This is a genomic window from Streptomyces sp. NPDC093065, assembly GCF_044754585.1.
Taxonomy (GTDB): Bacteria; Actinomycetota; Actinomycetes; order Streptomycetales; family Streptomycetaceae; genus Streptomyces.
Window position 1 is genome coordinate 23,085 of sequence record NZ_JBIVPJ010000010.1, and the last position, 21,123, is coordinate 44,207.

The 21,123-nt window shown below is 72.1% G+C and carries 17 protein-coding genes and 1 pseudogene; 5 read left to right on the forward strand and 13 right to left on the reverse strand.

Going from position 1 to position 21,123, the window contains the following annotated elements; translation table 11 throughout:
• Positions 1 to 6: 6 nt before the first annotated feature.
• The 3 genes from ACIQFU_RS18870 to ACIQFU_RS18880 form a co-directional block, all read right to left on the reverse strand.
• Complete coding sequence (locus ACIQFU_RS18870; RefSeq protein WP_402552832.1) at positions 7 to 1,452, reverse strand: aldehyde dehydrogenase family protein; 1,446 nt, start codon at positions 1,450 to 1,452, stop codon at positions 7 to 9.
• A gap of 266 nt (positions 1,453 to 1,718) precedes the next feature.
• Positions 1,719 to 3,365, reverse strand: a complete 1,647-nt coding sequence (locus tag ACIQFU_RS18875; RefSeq protein ID WP_402552833.1) for a PucR family transcriptional regulator — start codon at positions 3,363 to 3,365, stop codon at positions 1,719 to 1,721.
• 150 nt (positions 3,366 to 3,515) lie between these two features.
• Complete coding sequence (locus tag ACIQFU_RS18880) at positions 3,516 to 5,960, reverse strand: ATP/GTP-binding protein (RefSeq protein ID WP_402552835.1); 2,445 nt, start codon at positions 5,958 to 5,960, stop codon at positions 3,516 to 3,518.
• Positions 5,961 to 6,269: 309 nt separating this feature from the next.
• On the opposite strand from ACIQFU_RS18880, the gene gabT reads away from it, so the two are divergent.
• Complete coding sequence (gene gabT, locus ACIQFU_RS18885; RefSeq protein WP_402552837.1) at positions 6,270 to 7,604, forward strand: 4-aminobutyrate--2-oxoglutarate transaminase; 1,335 nt, start codon at positions 6,270 to 6,272, stop codon at positions 7,602 to 7,604.
• A 467-nt stretch (positions 7,605 to 8,071) separates the two neighbouring features.
• Here the strand turns inward: gabT and ACIQFU_RS18890 are convergent, their stop codons facing one another.
• Positions 8,072 to 8,917 carry a hypothetical protein gene (locus ACIQFU_RS18890; RefSeq protein WP_402552839.1) on the reverse strand — a complete coding sequence of 282 codons (846 nt, stop codon included), beginning with the start codon at positions 8,915 to 8,917 and terminating at the stop codon, positions 8,072 to 8,074.
• Between the two features lie 42 nt (positions 8,918 to 8,959).
• Between ACIQFU_RS18890 and ACIQFU_RS18895 the strand changes: the two genes are divergently transcribed.
• A complete protein-coding gene (locus tag ACIQFU_RS18895; RefSeq protein WP_402552841.1) occupies positions 8,960 to 9,667 on the forward strand; it encodes a phosphatase PAP2 family protein in 708 nt (235 codons plus the stop codon).
• On the opposite strand, the gene ACIQFU_RS18900 is transcribed toward ACIQFU_RS18895, so the two are convergent.
• The 8 genes from ACIQFU_RS18900 to ACIQFU_RS18935 all read right to left on the reverse strand — a co-directional run bounded on the left by ACIQFU_RS18900 (position 9,606) and on the right by ACIQFU_RS18935 (position 19,363).
• A complete protein-coding gene (locus ACIQFU_RS18900; RefSeq protein ID WP_402552843.1) occupies positions 9,606 to 11,423 on the reverse strand; it encodes a chitinase in 1,818 nt (605 codons plus the stop codon). The two genes, ACIQFU_RS18895 and ACIQFU_RS18900, sit on opposite strands and share 62 nt — an antisense overlap.
• A gap of 112 nt (positions 11,424 to 11,535) precedes the next feature.
• Complete coding sequence (locus tag ACIQFU_RS18905) at positions 11,536 to 11,994, reverse strand: hypothetical protein (protein WP_402552845.1); 459 nt, start codon at positions 11,992 to 11,994, stop codon at positions 11,536 to 11,538.
• A gap of 128 nt (positions 11,995 to 12,122) precedes the next feature.
• Positions 12,123 to 13,550 (reverse strand): NAD(P)/FAD-dependent oxidoreductase, encoded by a 1,428-nt coding sequence (locus tag ACIQFU_RS18910; protein WP_402552846.1) that lies wholly within the window; start codon positions 13,548 to 13,550, stop codon positions 12,123 to 12,125.
• 33 nt (positions 13,551 to 13,583) lie between these two features.
• A complete protein-coding gene (locus ACIQFU_RS18915; RefSeq protein ID WP_402552847.1) occupies positions 13,584 to 14,396 on the reverse strand; it encodes an ABC transporter permease in 813 nt (270 codons plus the stop codon).
• Positions 14,397 to 15,326 carry an ABC transporter permease gene (locus ACIQFU_RS18920; protein WP_402552849.1) on the reverse strand — a complete coding sequence of 310 codons (930 nt, stop codon included), beginning with the start codon at positions 15,324 to 15,326 and terminating at the stop codon, positions 14,397 to 14,399.
• A complete protein-coding gene (locus ACIQFU_RS18925; RefSeq protein ID WP_402553114.1) occupies positions 15,326 to 16,519 on the reverse strand; it encodes an ABC transporter ATP-binding protein in 1,194 nt (397 codons plus the stop codon). Before ACIQFU_RS18925 ends, ACIQFU_RS18920 begins: the two co-directional genes overlap by 1 nt.
• Before the next feature lie 5 nt (positions 16,520 to 16,524).
• A complete protein-coding gene (locus ACIQFU_RS18930) occupies positions 16,525 to 17,772 on the reverse strand; it encodes a PotD/PotF family extracellular solute-binding protein (RefSeq protein ID WP_402552850.1) in 1,248 nt (415 codons plus the stop codon).
• Between the two features lie 55 nt (positions 17,773 to 17,827).
• Complete coding sequence (locus tag ACIQFU_RS18935) at positions 17,828 to 19,363, reverse strand: gamma-aminobutyraldehyde dehydrogenase (protein ID WP_402552851.1); 1,536 nt, start codon at positions 19,361 to 19,363, stop codon at positions 17,828 to 17,830.
• Positions 19,364 to 19,541: 178 nt separating this feature from the next.
• Between ACIQFU_RS18935 and ACIQFU_RS18940 the strand changes: the two genes are divergently transcribed.
• Positions 19,542 to 20,183: an NADAR family protein gene (locus ACIQFU_RS18940; protein WP_402552852.1), complete on the forward strand. Its 642-nt coding sequence runs from the start codon at positions 19,542 to 19,544 to the stop codon at positions 20,181 to 20,183.
• Between the two features lie 28 nt (positions 20,184 to 20,211).
• Here the strand turns inward: ACIQFU_RS18940 and ACIQFU_RS18945 are convergent.
• Positions 20,212 to 20,619, reverse strand: a pseudogene (locus ACIQFU_RS18945) (3-deoxy-7-phosphoheptulonate synthase); the annotation flags it as partial.
• Between the two features lie 14 nt (positions 20,620 to 20,633).
• On the opposite strand from ACIQFU_RS18945, the gene ACIQFU_RS18950 reads away from it, so the two are divergent.
• Both ACIQFU_RS18950 and ACIQFU_RS18955 read left to right on the forward strand, forming a co-directional pair.
• Positions 20,634 to 20,906: a hypothetical protein gene (locus ACIQFU_RS18950; RefSeq protein WP_402552854.1), complete on the forward strand. Its 273-nt coding sequence runs from the start codon at positions 20,634 to 20,636 to the stop codon at positions 20,904 to 20,906.
• The gene (locus tag ACIQFU_RS18955) at positions 20,894 to 21,094 is read left to right on the forward strand and encodes a helix-turn-helix domain-containing protein (protein ID WP_402552856.1); all 201 of its coding nucleotides are present in this window, start codon (positions 20,894 to 20,896) and stop codon (positions 21,092 to 21,094) included. The genes ACIQFU_RS18950 and ACIQFU_RS18955 overlap by 13 nt, the downstream gene beginning before the upstream one ends.
• Positions 21,095 to 21,123 lie beyond the last annotated feature (29 nt).

Below are 21,123 nucleotides of genomic sequence, written 5' to 3' on the forward strand. Positions count from 1 at the left end.
GAGGAGTCAGAGCGCGAGCCCCGTGAGGACCAGTACCCGCTCGTAGGTGTAGTCGTCCATCGCGAACCGCACGCCCTCGCGGCCCACGCCGGACTGCTTGGCGCCGCCGTACGGCATCTGGTCGGCGCGGTAGGAGGGGACGTCGCCGATGACGACGCCGCCGACCTCCAGGGCGCGGTGGGCGCGGAAGGCGGCCTGGAGGTCGTGGGTGAACACGCCTGCCTGGAGGCCGTACTTGGACTCGTTGACGGCGGCGAACGCCTCGGCCTCGCCGGTCACCTTCTGCACGCTCAGGACGGGGCCGAAGACCTCCTCGTGGGCGAGGGTGGTGTCGGCGGGCAGGTCGGTCAGGACGGTCGGGGCGTAGGAGGCGCCGTCGCGCTTGCCGCCGGTGAGGAGCCTGGCGCCCGCGGTGACGGCCTCCTCGACCCAGGACTCCACGCGCTCGGCGGCGGCCTCGCTGACCAGCGGGCCGACGTCGGTCGCGTCGTCGTTCGGGTCACCGGTGACCTGGGCCTCGACGGCGGCGACGACGCGGGGCAGCAGGCGGTCGTAGACGGCGGCGTCGGCGATGACGCGCTGCACGGAGATGCAGGACTGGCCGCCCTGGTAGTTGGAGAAGGTCGCGATGCGCGCCGCGGCCCGGTCCAGGTCCTCGTCGCTCGCCCAGTCGGCGAGGACGACGGCCGCGCCGTTGCCGCCCAGCTCCAGCGTGCAGTGCTTGCGGGGCACCGAGTCCATGATCGCGTAGCCGACGGTCTCGGAGCCGGTGAAGGAGATGACCGGGAGGCGCTCGTCCTGGACGAGGGCGGGCATGCGGTCGTTGGGGACCGGGAGGATGCTCCAGGAGCCGGCGGGCAGGTCGGTCTCGCCGAGGAGTTCGCCGAGGATCAGGCCGGACAGGGGGGTGGCGGGGGCCGGCTTCAGGATGATGGGGGCGCCTGCCGCGATCGCGGGGGCGATCTTGTGGGCGCAGAGGTTCAGCGGGAAGTTGAAGGGCGCGATGCCGAGGACGACGCCCTTGGGGAAGCGGCGGGTGAGGGCGAGGCGGCCCTGGCCGCCGGCGTCGGTGTCGAGGCGCTGGGCCTCGCCGCCGTTGAAACGGCGGGCCTCCTCGGCGGCGAAGCGGAAGACGGAGACCGCGCGGCCGACCTCGCCGCGGGCCCACTTGACCGGCTTGCCGTTCTCGGCGGAGATCAGGCGGGCGATCTCCTCCGTGCGCTCCACCAGGCGGCGGCTGACGTGGTCGAGGGCGGCGGCGCGGGTGTGGGCGGGGGTGGCGGCGAAGTCCTCGCGGACGGCGTACGCGGCGGCCACGGCCTCCTCGACCTGGGCGTCGGTGGGCAGGCTCACCGTGCCGACGGTGGTGCCGTCCCAAGGAGAGGTGACGTCGAAGCCGGACTCGCCGGTGGCCTGGCGGCCGGCGAGCCAGAAGGCGTGGGTGGAAGTCATTGTCGGGTCCCGGCCCTTCCGCGTTGGGGGTGTTGGTGGTGGTGGCGATGCGGGTGCGGGTCCACGGTAGGGCGGGGTGGGGTGGGGGGCGTTTGTCCGGGGTGTAGTGGTGGGGGTGGGGTGTTCGACGTGGTGGCCAGGTGCGGGAGGGGTGGGTCCCGGGAGGGGTTTCGCCCCCGCCCCCTTCCCTTCCCGTCCCTGGGGGCTGCCGCCCCCAGACCCCCGCTTTCGGCCTGGACGGCCTCGTCCTCAAACGCCGGACGGGCTCACTCGGGGCCCGTTGCCTTCAGGGCCAGCCACAGCTCCATGCGGACGTCCGGGTCGTCCAGGGAGCGGCCGAGGATCTCCTCCACGCGGCGCATCCGGTAGCGCAGGGTGTGGCGGTGGACGCCGAGGTCGGCGGCGGCCGCGTCCCACTGGCCGTGGCGGGAGAGCCAGGCGCGCACGGAGGCGACCAGGTCGCCGCGGCCGGTGGCGTCGTGGTCGCGCAGTGCCCGCAGGAGGCCGTCGGCGAAGGCGCGGACCGCGTCGTCGGCGAGGAGCGGCAGGACGGAGCCGGCCGCCAGGTGTTCGTGCTCGACGCAGACGCGGCCGCGCCGGCGGGCCACCGACAGGGCCTGTTCGGCCTGTTTGTAGGCGGCGGACGCGGCGATCGGCCCGGACGGTGCCGACAGGCCGACGACCAGGCTCTCGTCGTCGCCGCCCGCGAGGGACTCGGACGCCGGGCGGGCGGCCTCCAGGGCGGACGCGTACTCCACGCAGGCGGCGACGGCCGCGCCCCCGTCGGTGGCCAGCGCCACCAGGCGTTCGCCCTCCGGGACGACCAGCACCGCCTCGCCGGAGCGGGCGGCCGCGGACTCCACGATCTCCGTGAGGGTGCCGAGGGGGTCCCCGCCGGTGTCGCCGCCCGGGTCTCCTGCGGACTGGGCGGTGCCCAGGGCCCTGCTCCTCCCCGCCGACTCCGCGACGACGATCCGGAACGGCGCGTCCAGCAGGCCGCCGTACAGGCTGCCGGCGACCGTGCGCGCGTGGTCGGGCTCGCCGGCCAGCAGCATGCGCAGTACGGCCGCGTCGATGCGGAGCCCCGCCTCGTGCAGGGAGCGGGAGCGTTCCGTGGTGAGGGTCAGCAGGGCGATGGCGGAGTGGACGGCGTACCGCTCTGCGGTGCCGAGGGCGGCGGCCGTGCCGACGGCGAGAGCCGAACGGGGCCTGCGGGAGGTGCCCAGGGAGTGCAGCTCGACCCGGTCGGCGTTTTCGGCGTTCTCGGCGTCCCCCCTGCCTCCGACCACGGAGGAGGCCGGCGCGGGACGCTCGCGCAGCCGTTGCACGTCCGCGGTGAGCCGTGCCGCCCTGCGTCCCGCCCACTCCGGCGCGGTGGCGACGACGGCGCCCGAGGCGTCGTACAGCGCCGCCCAGCCGTCGACCTGCGCGGCGAGCGCCGCCAGCAGGCCCTCCGGGCCGTCGGTCAGGGTCCGCCGGGTCAGCTCGCGCTGGGCGGCGAAGCCGGCGGTGACCGCACGGTACTGGTCGGCGGCGATGGCGGCGGAGACGGCCTTGCTGATGGCGAGGAAGGGGGTGCGGCGCGGCACCTCCAGGAGCGGGAGCCCTTCCTCCCGGGCCGCTTCCACCAGGGCCTGGGGGATGTTGTCGTAGTTGACCCCGACGGCGAACCCGAGGCCCACCACTCCCGCGCCCACCAGCCGCTTCACGTACCGGCGCATCACCTCCGGGTCCTCGGCGTCGAGCTTGAGGGCGGTGATCAGCAGAAGTTCCCCGCCCTCCATGTAGGGCACGGGGTCGGCGAGTTCGCTGGCGTGCGCCCAGCGCACCGGCACGTCGAGGCGGTCCTGGCCGGCGCGCACGGTCAGCTTGAGCGCCGAGTGGTGGACGAGCGAGGCGAGCGTCGGGGGCATGGGGCCTTGGCCTTCGGGTCTGCGTCAGGGCGTGAGGCTGTCGCGGGGGCGGTGTGGAGTCTCCGTGATCTTTTGGCCGCGGCGTATGAACGGCCTGTGTCGATTCTGCCTCACTGTACGGTCCCCGGTGCCCGCCCGGGGCCGCACGCCTCACCCGCGCAGATCGACCAGGAGCGGCGGCGCGTGTTCCCCCTCGACGCTGGTCAGCGACAGCACGGCGTGCCCGGCAGGCACGGCGTGCGCCAGTTCGGAGGCCGACCAGCGTTCCCGCTCGACCTGCTTGACGGTCACGGCGTCCGTGGTCACCGCCTTGCCCGTCACCAGCTTGCGCACCGAGTGGATGAAGCGCGTCATCGGCTGATCGGCGAAGACCGTGTGCTTGGCGACCTCCGTCGTCTCCACCCACTCGGTGCCCCAGGCCTGTGCGAACCGACTGCCGTCCCAGGTGGAGACGCCGCAGAAGGCCATGTGGCAGCCCACGGCGCCGAACAGCGGGCCGTGCAGCGCCTCGGGAACGTCGCCGACGGCCCGCAGGGCGAGCAGGACCCCCGCGTTTCGCGAGCGCAGTCGCTGGATCCGGCGCACGGACTCCGGGGTGACCGTGCCCGTCGCGTCGTCCAGGACCAGGCAGGCGAAGTGCTCGCGCCGACCCTGCCCGACGACGGCGTGGAACTGCGCGAGGACCAGCCGGGTGATCAGCCGGGAGGCCTCGTCGTGTCCTCGCTCCGGGACGTCGATCCGGACCCGCAGCGGGTGGTGGGCGATCGCCCGCATGGAGAACGCCCGGGCGCGGTCGCGGCCGCCGAAGAAGTCGGCGAACGCCGGCCGGTTCAGCAGCGCCAGCCGGTCGGCCAGGGCCCGCCCGGCGTCACCGGGTGCGCCGGTGTTCCGCACGCGCGTGTCGAGTTCGCGGCGCATGACGTCGTTTCCGCTCGCCGCGAGGGCCTCGCCCAGCCGGGTCAGTGCCGTCTCCTCGCCCTCCAGCAGCGCGTGCAGTTCCGGCAGGGAGGGAAATCGGCCGTGCACCGCCCGGAAGGGGCCCAGCAGCTGCGCCAACGCGGTGACCGCGCCCTGCGCTCCGACCGTGTCGAGGTCGCCCACCAGGGCTTCGGCGAGAATCGCGGCCGCGTCGTCCGGGTCGTCCGATTCGGCGTACGGGTCCAGGTCGTGCACCGAGGAGGGGTCACCGATGCGCACGATCACGTCGAAGGAGTCGTCCTCGCACACGGGGCTGCCGGGGGCGGACACCGCCACGACGGTGCAGCTCCCGGCGAGCGCCTGCAGCACGAGTGCCTCGGTCACCGGTTCGACGAGGGTGCGAGTCTTGCCCGACCCGGACGGGCCGACCGCCAGCAGCGAGGTACCGAGCACCTCCGGGCCGAGGGCCGCGCCGGCGTCCTGGTACGGCGGCGGGGTGCGGTGGGCGGCCGTCCAGCGGCCGATGCGCACCTGTCCGGCCAGCAGGTCGTGGTGGGCGGTCCGGCGCCGCAGGTCCCGGGCGCCGGACGGGTGGGTCCAGGCCGCGGCCCCCTGGCGCAGCACGGTGTCCCGGAAGGCCTCCAGCGAGCCGCCGCGCCGAGCGGCGGAAAGGACGTTCTCGACGCGGGCGCAGTCGACGTCGTTCATGCCGCCCCGGGTGACCTCGCCGGTGAGCAGGTCGGCGATCTCGTACTGGCCGAGGTCGCGCAGCGCGGGCCACTGAGAGCGGGGGCGTGCGGCCGGGGCGTCCGGTGCGGTCGCGGCCCGGCCGGCGGCGAACAGCGTCCGCGCGTACGGCAACCAGCCTCCGAGGCGGGCGAACGGCCACACCACGAGCAGGGTGACCACCGCGTACAGCGTGTCCGTGTACAGCCGGGACGCCATCAGGTCGTACCCGTCGGAGATCAGCACGGTGAGGGAGAGCAGTGGGTCGACGACCGGTACCGCGGACCATCCGACGAGCGGGAAGGCGTCGGGGAAGACGAGGCTGAGGACGGCCAGGGCGAGGAGGGCCGAGATGAGGGCGCGGGCGGGCTGAGGCCTGCCGATCACGTAGTGCCTGGTGATCGCGGGCCAACTGCCGAGCACGGCCACCAGGAGGACGAGCGCGGCGAAGGCGAGGCCCTCGTAGATCACCAGGGCTTCCGATCCGGGGGAGACCACCGGCCCCTCGACCGTTCGGGGCGACGCCACCGTGCCGGCCCACCACCAGTCGTCCGGCGTGAACAGGCGCAGGGGGGCCAACTGGAACTTCGTGACCCCCTGCTGCCACAGCGACCACGTCAGCATCGCCAGGGCGAGCGGTACCAGCATGCCGACGACCGTCACGGGAGCGATCCGTTCCGGAGTCTCCTCGGGGGGCCGGTAGCCGAACCTCCAGATCCCGGGACGGGCGGCCGGCCTCGCCGTGTCGAGCCAGGTGGCAACGGCGGACGAGGACCGGGCGGCCTGCTCGGGCACGGGAGGCGCCCCCGGCGCCCGCATCGGCCGTGGGGGCACCGCGGGCGCTGCGGCTGGGGGCTCCGGAGGCTTCGCGGGTACCTCGGGGGGCCTCGCCGGGCGCGGTACAGGGTCCGCATGCGTGCCCCGCGTGTCCCGGTTGGCGTCGCCGTCCATCGCCCTTGCCCCCTGACCTGCCGCTCCGTCCACCATCAGCGAGCCAATCTAACGCCCTCCCAAGGGGAGTTCACCGCTTACGCGGCCGGGCCCGCGTGGACGTGTCCGTATGTCGCCGTTCCCGCCACCTGTCCATGTCGGACAACCGGCCCTGCGGACAACGCCCACATGGAGCATGCCCACCCCGCACCGCCGGTCCTAGCCTGCGAGAAAAGAAGGCAAGCATCCGTAAGATCCCGCGGATCCCGCAGGCGCACCAGGGCCCCGCGGACCGTCCCCGCGGATCCGGCACGACCCCAGGAGCCCCCCATGACCGCACTTCCGCAGGAGCGCCGCGTCGTCACCGCCATCCCCGGCCCGAAGTCGCAGGAGCTGCAGGCCCGCCGTACGGCCGTGGTCGCGCAGGGTGTGGGCTCCACGCTGCCCGTCTTCGTCGCGCGCGCCGGCGGCGGTGTCGTCGAGGACGTGGACGGCAACCGCCTGATCGACTTCGGTTCCGGCATCGCGGTGACCTCCGTCGGCGCCTCCGCCGAGGCCGTCGTGCGCAGGGCGTCGGCGCAGCTCGCCGACTTCACCCACACCTGTTTCATGGTCACGCCGTACGAGGGCTACGTAGCCGTCGCCGAGGCGCTGGCCGAGCTGACGCCGGGCGACCACGCGAAGAAGTCGGCCCTGTTCAACAGCGGGGCCGAGGCCGTCGAGAACGCCGTCAAGATCGCGCGGGCGTACACGAAGCGGCAGGCGGTCGTCGTCTTCGACCACGGGTACCACGGCCGGACCAACCTGACGATGGCGCTGACGGCGAAGAACATGCCGTACAAGCACGGCTTCGGCCCGTTCGCGCCCGAGGTGTACCGCGTGCCGGTCGCCTACGGCTACCGCTGGCCGACCGGCGCGGAGAACGCCGGTCCGGAGGCCGCCGCGCAGGCGATCGACCAGATCAGCAAGCAGGTCGGCGCCGAGAACGTCGCCGCGGTCATCATCGAGCCGGTGCTCGGCGAGGGCGGCTTCATCGAGCCGGCCAAGGGCTTCCTGCCCGCGATCCGCCAGTTCGCCTCGGACAACGGCATCGTCTTCGTCGCGGACGAGATCCAGTCCGGCTTCTGCCGCACCGGCCAGTGGTTCGCCTGCGAGGACGAGGGCATCGTCCCGGACCTGATCACGACGGCGAAGGGCATCGCGGGCGGTCTGCCGCTGTCCGCCGTCACCGGCCGCGCCGAGATCATGGACGCCGCGCACTCGGGCGGCCTCGGCGGCACCTACGGCGGCAACCCGGTGGCCTGTGCGGGCGCGCTCGGGGCCATCGAGACGATGAAGGAGCTGGACCTCAACGCCCGGGCGAAGAACATCGAGGCGGTCATGAAGGCCCGCCTGTCCGCCATGGCCGAGAAGTTCGACGTCATCGGCGACGTCCGGGGCCGCGGCGCGATGATCGCCGTCGAGCTGGTCAAGGACCGCGCCACCAAGGAGCCCGCCCCGGAGGCGACCGCCGCGCTCGCCAAGGCCTGCCACGCCGAGGGCCTGCTGGTCCTGACCTGCGGCACCTACGGCAACGTGCTGCGGTTCCTGCCCCCGCTCGTCATCGGCGAGGACCTGCTGAACGAGGGCCTCGACATCATCGAGCAGGCCTTCGCCGGCATCTGAGCGCGACCGTGCGCCGGGCGCCGGGTACGCCGTGCGCGGGGTCGGTCGGGGAGGCGTGCGCGATCATGTGCGCGAGTGTCCGAACGCGCATCTGAGCCGCGTTTCGCACGCCTGGCGCAGCGACCGGCAGAGCGTGTGAAGAACGTGTGCGAGGTGGATGGCAGGACGCCGATGGCCCTGTCCTGAGCGCACCCCCTGCCGTAGGTTCTACGCAGATGAGAGATACACCCGCCCACAGGGGACTGTGGGCGGATCATCAGGACGGGGCTTCCCCAGCTTCGACCTGGTCGTGCCTCGCGCACACAACCGGAGCCCGCGGGTTCCGGCTTCCTCACCGATCGGACGGTCGCCCGCCCCAAACCCCCCGGGGCGCGCGGCGTTCCGGTCAGGACGGCCGCCTCGGCACTCGGGTCGGTGGTTCACGGAAGGGCCGGCACACTCCCCCCCTTGTGCCGGCCCTTCGGTGTTCACTCCCCCGGTTCTCCTTCCCCTCCCCCTCGGGACTCCTCGCGCGGCTCCTCCCCGGTGATGCGGGCGAGCAGGGCACGGGCCTCGCCGGTGCGCGGGTGGGCCGGGTGCAGCCACCGCTCGCAGTCGGCCAGCGACCGTCGTACGGCGTCCTCCGCCTCGGCGCGGCGTTCCAGGCCGTACAGGGCCTCGGCGGTGACCAGGTCCAGGTGGCCGGCGGCGTGGCGGGGCGGCGGGGGCACACTGCGGCGGACCTCGGTCAGCGCCTCCTCGTGGCGGCCCCGACCGTTCAGGCTGCGCGCCAGTGTCGCCTGCAGGACGGCGACGGCGGGTCCGTCCGCCCGGGGCAGGTTGCCGCGGGCGACGGCCTCCGCCTCCTCGTGCCGGGCCAGCCCGCACAGCACGCCGGCCAGGTGCACCAAGGTGTTGACCTCCAGCACCGACACCGGGGCACGGTGGGCGATCCGGCCCAGCTCGCCCAGGACGCCCAGCGCCTCGGTCTCCGCCTCCGCGTACCGCCGCAGTCCGGACAGGGCGACCACCCGGTTGCTGCGGGCGATCAGCCGCAGCATCTGCGAGTTGAGATCGACCGGCTCCAGTTCCGCGATCAGCGTGTCCAGTTCGGCCAGCGCCTCGGCCACGCGGCCGTGCATGACGGCCGTGGCCGTGGCCAGTACCCTCGCCTCCCAGTGCGGCGGACGCCTGCGCCAGGGGCGTCGCGGGAGCGCGGCCAGGGCCCGCGCCTCGGCCTCGACCTCCTCGTACCGGCCCTCCCTGGTCATGCTCCGCAGCCGCGTGAAGGTCTCTTCCCACTGGCTGTCCCGTGCCGTCCGTATGCTCGTCACGGGCGGTGAGACTACGCGACGGCGGCCTGCCAAGCTGGGCCCATGCCGGTCTCCGCCCGCCCTCGCGTCCTGCCCGCCCTCGTCGGGCCACCCCTGCTCCTCTTCGCTCTGATCACCTGGCAGGTCGTCGCCGACGGCCCGCTGACCGGCGCGGACGAGCGGCTGAGCGGGGCGCTCGTCCACCCCGACCGGTTCTCCGAGCTGCTGGCCGACCTCGGCAACGTGCAGGTGGCCGTGCCCGTCCTCGTCGTGGCGCTGGCGTACGCGGCGTGGTGCGGGCGTGCCGCAGGTGTGGACCGCTGGTGGCGGCCACCCCTCGCGGGGGCGGTGGCCATGGTCATGGTGCCCGTGCTGGTCGCCCCGCTGAAGGAGTGGACCGACCGCCCCGGCACCCCGGCGGTGCCGCCCGCGACCGGCTACTACCCCTCCGGCCACACCGCCACGGCCCTCGTCGCGTACGGCGCGGCGACGCTGCTGCTGCTTCCGCTCCTGCGCACGCCCGCCGTACGCCGGGCGCTCGTCGTGCTGTGCGCGTTGCTGGTGCTCGGCACCTCCTACGGGCTGGTGCGCCGGGGTTACCACTGGCCGCTGGACGTGGTGGCCAGTTGGTGCCTGGGGGCGGTGCTGCTGGCCGGGGTCCGGCTGGTGGCCGCCCGGACCCCGGCCGGCGGCCGGACCCCGCGGGAGGTCAGCCGAAGTACGCGTCGAAGTTCTTCTGGAACTCCCAGTTCGAGAAACGGTCCCAGTTGATCGACCACGTCATCAGGCCGCGCAGGGCGGGCCAGGTGCCGTGGGTCGCGTACGAGCCGCAGTCGGTCTTCCTGGTCAGGCAGTTCAGGGCCTTGGTGACCTCGGCCGGGGAGACGTAACCGTTGCCCGCCTGGGTGGAGGCGGGCATGCCGATCGCGACCTGGTCCGGGCGCAGCGGCGGGAAGACGTTGTTCGCGTCGCCCGCGACCGGGAAGCCGGTGAGCAGCATGTCGGTCATGGCGATGTGGAAGTCGGCGCCGCCCATGGAGTGGTACTGGTTGTCGAGGCCCATGATCGAGCCCGAGTTGTAGTCCTGGACGTGCAGGAGGGTCAGGTCGTCGCGCAGGGCGTGGATGACCGGCAGGTAGGCGCCCGCACGCGGGTCCTGGCCGCCCCACTTGCCGGTGCCGTAGTACTGGTGGCCGAGCTGGACGAAGAAGGTCTCCGGGGCCATGGTCAGCACGAAGCCGTCGCCGTACTTGGCCTTGAGGGTCTTCACGGCCGAGACGAGGTTGACGATCACGGGCGTCGTCGGGTTCTTGAAGTCCGTGTCGTCGGCGTTCAGGGAGAGCGAGTGGCCCTCGAAGTCGATGTCGAGGCCGTCCAGACCGTACTCGTCGATGATCGCGGAGACGGACGAGACGAACTTGTCGCGGGCGGCGGTGCTGGTGAGCTGCACCTGGCCGTTCTGGCCGCCGATGGAGATCAGCACCTTCTTGCCGGCCGCCTGCTTGGCCTTGATCGCGGCCTTGAACTCGGCATCGCTCTCCACGTTCGGGCACTCGGCGACCGGGCAGCGCTCGAAGCGGATGTCCCCGGAGGTGACCGAGGTGGGCTCGCCGAAGGCCAGGTCGATGACGTCCCAGCTGTCGGGCACGTCGGCCATGCGGGTGTAGCCGGAGCCGTTGGCGAAGCTGGCGTGGAGGTAGCCGACCAGGGCGTGGGCCGGAAGGTCGGAGGAGCCGCCGCCGTCGTCCGGGCGCTGGGCGGTGGTCGCCGTGACCGTGGCCGAACGCGCGGACTCGCCCGCGTCGTTGACCGCGGTGACCTGGAAGGAGTACGCCGTCGACGGGGCCAGGCCGGTCACGGTGGTGGAGGTGCCGGTGACCGTGCTGACCTTGGCGCCGTCGCGGTAGACGGCGTATCCCGTCGCGCCCGGCACCGGTGACCAGGACAGGGCGACGCCGGAGGAGGTCACCGAGCCGGTCTTGAGGCCACCGGGGGCCGCCGGGGGCCCGCCCGTCTCGCCGCCCGGGCCGGTCAGGGAGATGTCGTCGGCGTGGTAGGCGCCGGTGCCGTACCAGCCGTGGGTGTAGACGGTGACCTTGGTGGTCGACGGGCCGGTGCGGAAGGTCGTCGTCAACTGCTGCCAGTCGGGGGCGGACTGGGCCCAGGTGGAGACGTCGGTGGTGCCGGTGCCGCTCGCGCCGAGGTAGACGTAGGTGCCCCGGACGTATCCGGAGAGCGTGTACTGGGAGTCCGGTTTGACGGACACCGTCTGCGAGCAGCGGGCGTTGTCGGCGCCCGCCGGGGTGGCCTTCAGGGCCGCCGTGCCGCTGTGCACGGGCGAGGTGACGGTCGTGCCCGCCGTACAGGTCCAGCCGTCGAGCGCGGACTCGAAGCCGCCGTTGCGGGCGAGGTCCGCGTCGGCCGCACGGGCGGCCGACGTGAGCGCGGTCAGGCCGGACGCGGCGAGGGCCGCGGCCGTGAGCAGGGTGACGAGGGGGCGACGGGCGAGAGGTCTGGCGCGTTCCACGCGTGCGCGTTCCACAAGTGCCTCCGGACATGGGGGAGATGGGGAGGGTGGAGCGCGCCCAATTTGGTCCAGACCAATTCTGTTGTCAACCCCTTGCGCACCTCGCCGCCCGTTACCCCCCGCTCTCCTCCCCCGCGAGGGCCGCCGCCGCCTCGTGCATCGCCAGCTCCAGGAGCGAGGGGTCGGTGAGGGTGCCGGTCCCGTCCGGCGGGATCAGCCAGCGGGTGCCTCCGGTCGACAGTCCGCCGGGGTACGGCACCACGATCCAGGTGCCGAGCCCGGCGGTCCGGATGCCGGTGCCGACCCAGCGGGCCGCCGTGCCGGCCGGGACGAAGAATCCCGTGCGCGCGTCGCCGAAGTCGGCGAGCACCGGGCCGGGCTGGTCCAGGATGCGGGAGAGCACGTCCAGGGTCGGATATCCGAGCCTGCTCGGCAGGATGAGCACGTCCCAGGCCTTGCCCGCCGGCAGCAGCGCGACGCCCGAGGGGTCGCGCTCCCAGTCCCGGCGGCAGGACTCGGGATCCGGTGCGACGGATGCCAGCCACGCGACCGCCGTCTTCGCACCAGGCATGTGAGACCTCCCTTTCACTCGTCGACGCGGGGTGCGTCACGAGGGAGAGGGAGGTCTCCCGGCGGCATTACGCGGGTTGCCGTGCCCCGTTGGGGTGAACCGGGTCACACGCCCGCGCCGTGAGGGCCCTAGCTGTCGAAGCCGAGCCCCAGGCGGTCCATCGTGCGCAGCCACAGATTGCGCCGGCCACCCCGCGCGTCCGCGCGGGCCAGCGACCACTTGGTGAGGGCGATGCCGGTCCAGGCGAAGGGCTCGGGCGGGAACGGCAGCGGCTTCCTGCGCACCATCTCCAGTTCGGTGCGCTCCGTCCGCTCCCCCGACAGCAGGTCGAGCATCACCTCGGCGCCGAACCGGGTCGCGCCCACACCGAGGCCGGTGTACCCGGCCGCGTAGGCCACCTTGCCTCGGTGCGCGGTGCCGAAGAACGCGGAGAAGCGCGAGCAGGTGTCGATGGCGCCGCCCCAGGCGTGGGTGAAGCGGACGCCCTCCAGCTGCGGGAAGCAGGTGAAGAAGTGCCCGGCGAGCCTGGCATAGGTCTCGGGGCGGTCGTCGTACTCGGCGCGCACCCGGCCGCCGTACGGGTAGATCGCGTCGTAGCCGCCCCACAGGATCCGGTTGTCGGAGGACAGCCGGAAGTAGTGGAACTGGTTGGCGCTGTCCCCGAGGCCCTGCCGGTTCCGCCAGCCGATCGACGCGAGCTGCGTGTCGGTGAGCGGCTCGGTCATCAGGGCGTAGTCGTAGACGGGCACGGTGTACGGGCGCACCCGCCGGACCAGGTTCGGGAAGATGTTGGTGCCGAGCGCGACCGTGCGGGCGCGGACCCCGCCGTAGGGGGTGCCCACGGTCATGCCGGCGCCGTACGGCTTGAGGGTGAGCGCCGGGGTGTGCTCGTACACGCGGACGCCGAGGGCGAGACAGGCGCGTTTGAGTCCCCAGGCCAGCTTGGCCGGGTTGACCATCGCCACACCCCGCCGGTCCCAGAGGCCGGCCCGGAAGGTGGGCGAGTCGACCTGCTCGCGAACGGCGTCGGCGTCCAGGTGGTCGATGCCCTCGGCCAGGCCCTTGGCGCGGATCTCCCCGTACCACTCCTCCAGTTCGCGCGCCTGGTGGGGCTCGGTGGCGACGTCGATCTCGCCGGTGCGTTCGAAGTCGCAGTCGAGGCCGTGACGGGCGACCGCCTCCTCGATCGCGTCGAGGTTGCGGGCGCCCAGCTCCTCCAGCTGGTGGATCTCGTCGGGCCAGCGGGTGAGGCCGTTGGACAGTCCGTGGGTGAGGGAGGCCGCGCAGAATCCGCCGTTGCGGCCGGAGGCGGCCCAGCCCACCTCGCGGCCCTCCAGCAGCACCACGTCCCGGCCCGGGTCGCGCTCCTTGGCGATCAGCGCGGTCCACAGCCCGCTGTACCCGCCGCCCACGACCAGCAGGTCGCAGGTCTCGGCGCCGGTGAGGGCGGCCTCGGGGCGGGGGCGGCCGGGGTCGTCCAGCCAGTACGGGACCGGCTGGGCGTCGGAAAGGGATTTCGTCCAGTCGTTGCTGCGGCTCATGGCACCAGGGGCCATGATTTCAACTCCCTACGAATACAGCGGATGTGCTTATGCCTTGCGGCGATTTCGGCGGTTGCCGACGGCCATGGAGGCCAGAACGAACAGTACGGCGACGACGAACATGGCCGTACCGACGACATTGATCTGGACGGGCGTTCCGCGCTGGGCCGATCCCCAGACGAACATGGGGAAGGTGACGGTGGAACCCGCGTTGAAATTGGTGATGATGAAATCGTCGAAGGACAGCGCGAAGGCGAGCAGTGCGCCGGCCGCGATGCCGGGGGCGGCGATCGGCAGCGTGACCCGGACGAAGGTCTGGAAGGGGCCGGCGTACAGGTCCTGCGCGGCCTGCTCCAGGCGCGGGTCCATCGACATCACGCGCGCCTTGACGGCGGTCACGACGAAGCTGAGGCAGAACATGATGTGGGCGATCAGGATCGTCCAGAAACCGAGCTGAGCACCCATGTTGAGGAAGAGGGTGAGCAGCGAGGCCGCCATCACGACCTCGGGCATCGCCATCGGCAGGAAGATCAGCGAGTTGATCGCGCCCCGCGCACGGAAGCGGTAGCGCACCAGCGCGAAGGCGATCGCGGTGCCGAGCGCGGTGGCGCCCAGCGTCGCCCACAGGGCGATCCGGAGGCTGAGCGAGAGCGAGCCGCACAGCCCGGCGACCCCGCACGGGTCCTTCCAGGCGTCCGTGGAGAACTGCTGCCACTCGTAGTTGAAGCGTCCGTTCGGCTTGTTGAACGAGAACACCGTCACGACGACGTTGGGCAGCAGCAGATACGCGAGCGTCAGCAGTCCGGCGATCACGACGAGATGGCGCTTGAACCAGTTCTTGGACGAAATGACGAAGGCCATTTAAACCAGATCCTCCGTCCCGGACCGGCGAATGTAGAAGGTGACCATGGCGAGAATGGCGGCCATGAGGATGAACGAGAGCGCGGCCGCCGTCGGATAGTCCAGCACCCTGAGGAACTGGGACTGGATCACGTTTCCGATCATTCCGGTGTCGGCCGAGCCCAGCAGGGAGGCGTTGACGTAGTCGCCGGTGGCCGGGATGAAGGTCAGCAGGGTGCCGGAGACGACGCCCGGCATCGACAGCGGGAAGGTGACCTTGCGGAAGACCGTGGAGGGCTTCGCGTACAGGTCCCCCGCCGCCTCGTGCAGCCGGCCGTCGATGCGCTCAAGGGAGGTGTAGAGCGGCAGGATCATGAAGGGCAGGAAGTTGTACGTCAGGCCGCAGACCACCGCGAGCGGGGTGGCCAGCACACGGTCGCCGGAGGTCCAGCCGAGCCAGCCGGTCACGTCCAGGACGTGCAGCGTGTTCAGGGCGCCGACCACCGGGCCGCCGTCCGCGAGGATCGTCTTCCAGGCCAGGGTGCGGATCAGGAAGCTGGTGAAGAACGGCGCGATCACCAGGATCATGATCAGGTTGCGCCAGCGCCCCGCGCGGAAGGCGATCAGATACGCGAGCGGATAGCCGAGCAGCAGGCACAGCACGGTCGCGGAGGCCGCGTAGGCGACCGAGCGCAGGAACTGCGGCCAGTACTCGGACAGCGCGTCCCAGTAGGTGACGAAGCGCCAGGCGACCTTGTAGCCCTCCTCCAGCGAGCCCGTCTGCACGGACGTGGAGGCCTGGTAGATCATCGGCGCCGCGAAGAAGACGACCAGCCACAGGATGCCGGGCAGCAGCAGCCAGTACGGCGTCCAGCGGCCCCTCTTGCGCGGGGGCTTCGTCCCGGGCGTGGCCGGGGTCAGGGGCGGTGGCGCCTCGGTCAGGGTGGACATCAGGCGGCCTCGCCCTCGGCGAGGCCCGCTTCGCCCACCGTCCCGGCAAGCACGGACTGGTCGGCGTCGAGGCCGAAGGTGTGCGCCGGGTTCCAGTGCAGGACGACCTCGGCGCCGGGCGCGAGGCGGGGGTCGCGGTCGATGTTCTGGGCGTAGACCTCGAACTCGGGGCAGGCCGCGCAGTCCACGACGTACTGGGTGGAGACGCCGATGAAACTGGTGTTGGTGATCCTGCCGGTGATGCGGTTGCGGCCCTCTGGGACGGAGCCCGCGTCGTCCGCGTGGGTGAGGCCGATCTTCTCGGGGCGGACGCCGACCAGGACCTTGCCGCCCGCCTTCGCCGGGGCCGAACATCGGGCGCCGGGCAGCACCAGCTTGTCGCCGGCCGCCTTCACGACGACGTCGTCGCCGCTGCGGGTGTCCACCTCGGCCTCGATGAGGTTGGAGGTGCCGAGGAAGTTGGCGACGAACGTGGTCCGCGGGTTCTCGTACAGGTCGGCGGGGGCGCCCAGTTGCTCGACGCGGCCCGCGTTCATCACGGCGACCTGGTCGGCCATCGTCATGGCCTCCTCCTGGTCGTGGGTGACGTGCACGAAGGTGATGCCGACCTCGGTCTGGATGCGCTTGAGCTCCAGCTGCATCTGGCGGCGCAGCTTGAGGTCGAGGGCGCCGAGGGGTTCGTCGAGAAGCAGCACCTTGGGATGGTTGATCAGGGCGCGGGCGACCGCGACGCGCTGCTGCTGGCCGCCGGAGAGCTGGTTCGGCTTCTTGCGGGCCTGCTCGCCGAGCTGCACCAGGTCGAGCATCTCGGCGACCTGCTTCTTCACGCTCTTGATGCCGCGCCGGCGCAGACCGAAGGCGACGTTCTCGTAGATGTCGAGGTGCGGGAAAAGGGCGTAGGACTGGAAGACCGTGTTGACCGGCCGCTTGTAGGGCGGCAGCGCGGTGACGTCCTGGTCGCCGAGGTGGACCGTGCCGCCGCTCGGCTCCTCCAGTCCGGCGATCATGCGCAGGGTCGTGGTCTTGCCGCAGCCGGAGGCGCCGAGCAGGGCGAAGAAGGATCCCTGGGGCACGGTCAGGTCCAGCGGGTGCACGGCGGTGAAGGAGCCGTAGGTCTTGCTGATGCCGGCGAGGCGGACGTCGCCGCCGCCGTCGGTCGCGGCCGTCTGGTTCTTCGTCGTATGCGTCGTCATCGTCGTCACGCCCCGGTCAGCTTCGCGAACTTCTCTTCGTATGCCGTCTCTTCCTTCGAGCTCAGGGAGCGGAAGGAGTGCGACTTGGCCTGCATGGCCTGGTCGGGAATGATCAGCGGGTTGTTCGCCGCGTCCTCGTCGATCTTCGCCAGGTCGTCCTTCACGCCGTCGACCGGGCAGACGAAGTTGATGTAGGCGGCGAGTTCCGCGGCCGGGCCCGGCTCGTAGTAGTAGTCGATGAGCCGTTCGGCGTTCGTCTTGTGCCGCGCTTTGTTGGGGATCAGCATGTTGTCGCTCGACGTGACGTAGCCGCTGTCCGGGATGACGAACTCGACGTCCGGATTGTCCGCCTTGAGCTGGACGATGTCGCCGGCCCAGGCCAGACAGGCCGCGAGGTCGCCCTTGGTGAGGTCGGACGTGTAGTCGTTGCCGGTGAAGCGGCGTATCTGACCGCGGTCGACGCCCTTCTGGAGCCGGGCGATCCCCGCGTCGTAGTCGTCGTCGGAGAAGCGGGCCGGGTCCTTGCCCATGTCGAGCAGCATCATGCCCATGGTGTCGCGCATCTCGGTGAGGAAGCCGACCCGGCCCTTGAGCTTCGGGTTGTCCAGCAGATCGGAGACCGACTTCACCTCGATGCCGTCCAGTGCCTTCTTGTTGTAGGCGACGACGGCGGAGATGCCCTGCCAGGGGTAGGAGTAGGCCCGGCCCGGGTCCCAGTCGGGGGTGCGGAACTGGGGCGACAGGTTCGCGAAGGCGTGCGGCAGGTTGGCCGGGTCCAGTTTCTGGACCCAGCCGAGGCGGATCAGGCGGGCGGCCAGCCAGTCGGTGAGGACGATGATGTCCCGCCCGGTCTCCTGGCCGGCGGCGAGCTGCGGCTGGATCTTGCCGAAGAACTCGCTGTTGTCGTTGATGTCCTCGGTGTACGTGACCTTGACGCCGGTGCGCTTGGTGAACGCCTCCAGCGTGGGGTGGCGGCGGCCGCTCCCGTCGACGTCCATGTACTCGGTCCAGTTGGAGAAGCGAACCTGCCTCTCCTCCTTGGAGTGGTCCTCGGCCAAGACGCCGCCCTCGGTCTTGCCGGCCGCCGGGATGCCGCAGCCGCTCAGCAGGCCGAGTCCGCCGGCCGCGAGCGCGCCGCCCGTGGAGGCGCGCAGCAGCGAGCGGCGGGTGAGGGCGGCCCTGCCGCTCCTGAGACTGCGCCGCATGGCGGCCGCTTGGGCCGGGGACAGGCGGTCGGGCTCGTACTGCTCCATGCGCGTGGTTGCCCTTTCGGGTGGGTCGGCCGTGGTCGGCGGCCTCTCGTCGTGACTATCGGTCCCCGAAGACGGTGCGGTGCCAGTCCTTGGCCGCCACCGCGGTGTTGTCGAACATGACGTGCTTGACCTGCGTGTACTCCTCGAAGGAGTAGGCGGACATGTCCTTGCCGAAGCCGGAGGCCTTGTAGCCGCCGTGCGGCATCTCGCTGATGATCGGGATGTGGTCGTTGATCCACACGCAGCCCGCCTTGATCTCGCGGGTGGCGCGGTTCGCGCGGTACACGTCCCGGCTCCAGGCGGAGGCCGCGAGCCCGTACGGCGTGTCGTTGGCGAGCCGGATGCCCTCGTCGTCGGTGTCGAAGGGCAGGACGACCAGGACGGGGCCGAAGATCTCGGACTGCACGGCCTCGCTGTCCTGCGCGGCGTCCGCGACGAGGGTGGGGCGGTAGTAGGCGCCGTCCTTCAGGTCGCCCCGCGGTGCCTCGCCGCCGGTCACCACGCGCGCGTAGGAGCGGGCCCGGTCGACGAAGGCGGCGACGCGGTCGCGTTGTACGTGGCTGACCAGCGGGCCGAGGTCGGTGCCGGGGGCGAAGGGGTCGCCGACGCGGACGGTGTCCATGAGGGCGGCGGTCCGCTCGACGAACGCCTCGTACAGGGGCCGCTGCACGTACGCGCGCGTGGCGGCCGTGCAGTCCTGGCCGGTGTTGATGAGCGCGCCCGCGACCGCTCCGTTGACGGCGGCGTCGAGGTCGGCGTCGTCGAAGACGAGGAAGGGGGCCTTGCCGCCCAGTTCCAGGTGGAGGCGCTTGACGGTGGCGGTGGCGACCTCGGCGACGCGCTTGCCGACGGCGGTGGAGCCGGTGAAGGAGGTCATGGCGACGTCGGGGTGGGCGACGAGGTGCTCGCCGGCCTCCCGCCCGGTGCCGCTGACGATGTTGATCACGCCGTCGGGGATGCCCGCCTCGGTCGCGGCCTGGGCGAACATCAGGGAGGTCAGCGGGGTGATCTCGGCGGGCTTGAGCACGATGGTGTTCCCCGCTGCGACGGCCGGGAGGATCTTCCAGGCGGCCATCTGGAGCGGGTAGTTCCAGGGCGCGATCGACCCGACCACGCCGATCGGCTCGCGGCGGACGTACGAGGTGTGGTCGCCGGAGTACTCCCCCGCCGACTGCCCCTGGAGGTGCCGGGCGGCCCCGGCGAAGAAGGCCGCGTTGTCGACCGTGCCCGGCACGTCGAACTCACGGGTCAGCTTGAGCGGCTTGCCGCACTGCAGGGACTCCGCGCGGGCGAATTCCTCGGCACGCTCGGCGAGGACGGCGGCGAACCGGTGCAGGGCGTCGGAGCGCTCGCCGGGGGTGGCGCCGGCCCAGCCGGGGAACGCCTCCCGCGCGGCGGCGACGGCCGCGTCGACGTCCTCGGGACCGGCCAGCTCGTAGGTCAGGACCTCCTCGCCGGTCGCCGGGTCGACGACGGTGTGCGTGTGTCCGGAGGTGCCTCTGGTCAGTCGGCCCGCGATGTACTGGGCCCCGTCCGCGAAGCGGTCCTGGGCCGGGAATCGGTCCGGGGTGGCGTTGCCCGGGTTGTGCATGTCGGCTCTCCTCGGTCTCCCCGTGGTGGGGGCCGGCGTGGCTCAGGCTCGATGTGAGTGCCGATCCTGACAGAGCACTAGGCCTCCAACAAGTGATTCCGTTGTTGCCATTTGGTTACGCGACGGAATCTGTCGACCAGGTGTCGAGTCGCCACGGAAAAGGACGGACGGAGTGTCAGTGGCGCGTGCCACACTCGCGTGCATGGAGAAGATCACGGGGGCGGAGCAGGTTCCGGAAGTGCGCGGGAGCGCGGGGGCGGCCACGGAGGGCGTCGACGGCCGGGAAGCGCTGGTGGCGCGGGTCCGGGCGGGCGAGCGGATCAAGTACCTGTACTTCTGGGGGCACCGTCCGCTCCCGGACGGCAGGGTCGGGCCCAGCTGTCTGAGCCAGTGGTGGCCGTCTCCCTTCACGGTGGCCGGGGTGGAGTACGCGACGGCCGAGCACTGGATGATGGCGGGCAAGGCCCGGCTCTTCGGGGACGCGGAGGCCGAGCGGCGGGTGCTGGCGGCCGCCCATCCCGCCGAGGCCAAGAAGGCGGGCCGCCTCGTGCGCGGTTTCGACGAGGCGGTGTGGGAGCGGGAGCGCTTCCGGATCGTGGTGGAGGGCAGCGTCCACAAGTTCGCCGCCGACCCGGCGCTGCGGGCGTTCCTGCTGGCCACCGGCGACAGGGTGCTGGTGGAGGCGAGCCCGGTGGACCGGGTGTGGGGCATCGGACTGGCCGCGGACGACGAGGCGGCGAGGGATCCGGAGCGCTGGCGGGGGCCGAATCTGCTGGGCTTCGCGCTGATGGCGGCCCGGCAGCGGCTGCGAGCACGCTGAGAGCGGCACACGGCGCGCCCGAGCCCGCGCGGTACCACTCCGCCAGCAGGAAGGCCAGGTCCAGCGCGTGTGCGTGGTTGAGCTGCGGGCCGCACGCCGTCTCGTACCGGTGCGGCAGGTGGTCGAGGCCGACGGTGCTGCTTCCGCTCGGGCACTCGGTGACGTCGTCACCGGTGAGTTCCAGGTGGACGCCGCCCGAGTGGCGGCCGAGGGCGCGGTGCACCTCCACGAAGCCCCGGACCTCGTCGGCGATCGCCTCGAAGTGCCGGGTCTTGTGACCGCTCGGTGCGACGAACGTGTTCCCGTGCATCGCGTCCGAGACCCAGCAGACGAGGGCGCCCTCCGCGCCGGCCTTCTCCACCAGCGGCGTCAGCAGGTCCCGGACCCGCTCCGCCCCCGTCCGGACGACGAAGGTCAGCCGGCCAGGCTCCCGGTCCTGTACGGCTCATCGTGATCCGGCAGCACTTCCTCCGGGGCGAGTCGCTGCTGGTGCGCACGCTGGAGTCCCTGCCCTCCCTGCGGATCGCGATGGAGCAGTTGGCGGACGAGTCACCCGCGTTGCAGGCGCTCCACCATCCGGGCAGCGGCAAGGCGTTGATGGCGATTCACGGCTCGTACCGCGAACCGTGGACGGTCGAGTCGCCGGCCCGCGAGGCGGGCCTGTCCCACTCGGTGTTCGCCCAGTTGTTCCGGGAGCTGGTCAGCCGCCCATGCGGCACCTGACGCTGCGACGGCTCCAGAAGGCCAGGCGGCAGCTCGCGGAGACCTCCGTGCCGCTTCAGGAGATCGCCCGGTTCATCGGTTGCGGCAGTCACGTGGGCTGCCACCTCGCGTTCCGCAAGGAGTACGCGATGACGCCCGGCGAGTACCGGAACAGGACCGCGCCCGCCCCGGTGCCCGTCACGACGTGAGGATCACCGGGGCGGGGCAGGGCGGGCCG

What these genes read in the sequence shown, in the direction of transcription:
- ACIQFU_RS18925 (WP_402553114.1), bottom strand. Translation starts at nt 16,519, where the DNA reads ATGACGACGCATACGACGAAGAACCAGACGGCCGCGACCGACGGCGGC.
- ACIQFU_RS18935 (WP_402552851.1), bottom strand. Translation starts at nt 19,363, where the DNA reads ATGCACAACCCGGGCAACGCCACCCCGGACCGATTCCCGGCCCAGGAC.
- gabT (WP_402552837.1), top strand. Translation starts at nt 6,270, where the DNA reads ATGACCGCACTTCCGCAGGAGCGCCGCGTCGTCACCGCCATCCCCGGC.
- ACIQFU_RS18915 (WP_402552847.1), bottom strand. Translation starts at nt 14,396, where the DNA reads ATGGCCTTCGTCATTTCGTCCAAGAACTGGTTCAAGCGCCATCTCGTC.
- ACIQFU_RS18870 (WP_402552832.1), bottom strand. Translation starts at nt 1,452, where the DNA reads ATGACTTCCACCCACGCCTTCTGGCTCGCCGGCCGCCAGGCCACCGGC.
- ACIQFU_RS18920 (WP_402552849.1), bottom strand. Translation starts at nt 15,326, where the DNA reads ATGTCCACCCTGACCGAGGCGCCACCGCCCCTGACCCCGGCCACGCCC.
- ACIQFU_RS18905 (WP_402552845.1), bottom strand. Translation starts at nt 11,994, where the DNA reads ATGCCTGGTGCGAAGACGGCGGTCGCGTGGCTGGCATCCGTCGCACCG.
- ACIQFU_RS18880 (WP_402552835.1), bottom strand. Translation starts at nt 5,960, where the DNA reads ATGGACGGCGACGCCAACCGGGACACGCGGGGCACGCATGCGGACCCT.
- ACIQFU_RS18895 (WP_402552841.1), top strand. Translation starts at nt 8,960, where the DNA reads ATGCCGGTCTCCGCCCGCCCTCGCGTCCTGCCCGCCCTCGTCGGGCCA.
- ACIQFU_RS18955 (WP_402552856.1), top strand. Translation starts at nt 20,894, where the DNA reads ATGCGGCACCTGACGCTGCGACGGCTCCAGAAGGCCAGGCGGCAGCTC.
- ACIQFU_RS18910 (WP_402552846.1), bottom strand. Translation starts at nt 13,550, where the DNA reads ATGGCCCCTGGTGCCATGAGCCGCAGCAACGACTGGACGAAATCCCTT.
- ACIQFU_RS18875 (WP_402552833.1), bottom strand. Translation starts at nt 3,365, where the DNA reads ATGCCCCCGACGCTCGCCTCGCTCGTCCACCACTCGGCGCTCAAGCTG.
- ACIQFU_RS18930 (WP_402552850.1), bottom strand. Translation starts at nt 17,772, where the DNA reads ATGGAGCAGTACGAGCCCGACCGCCTGTCCCCGGCCCAAGCGGCCGCC.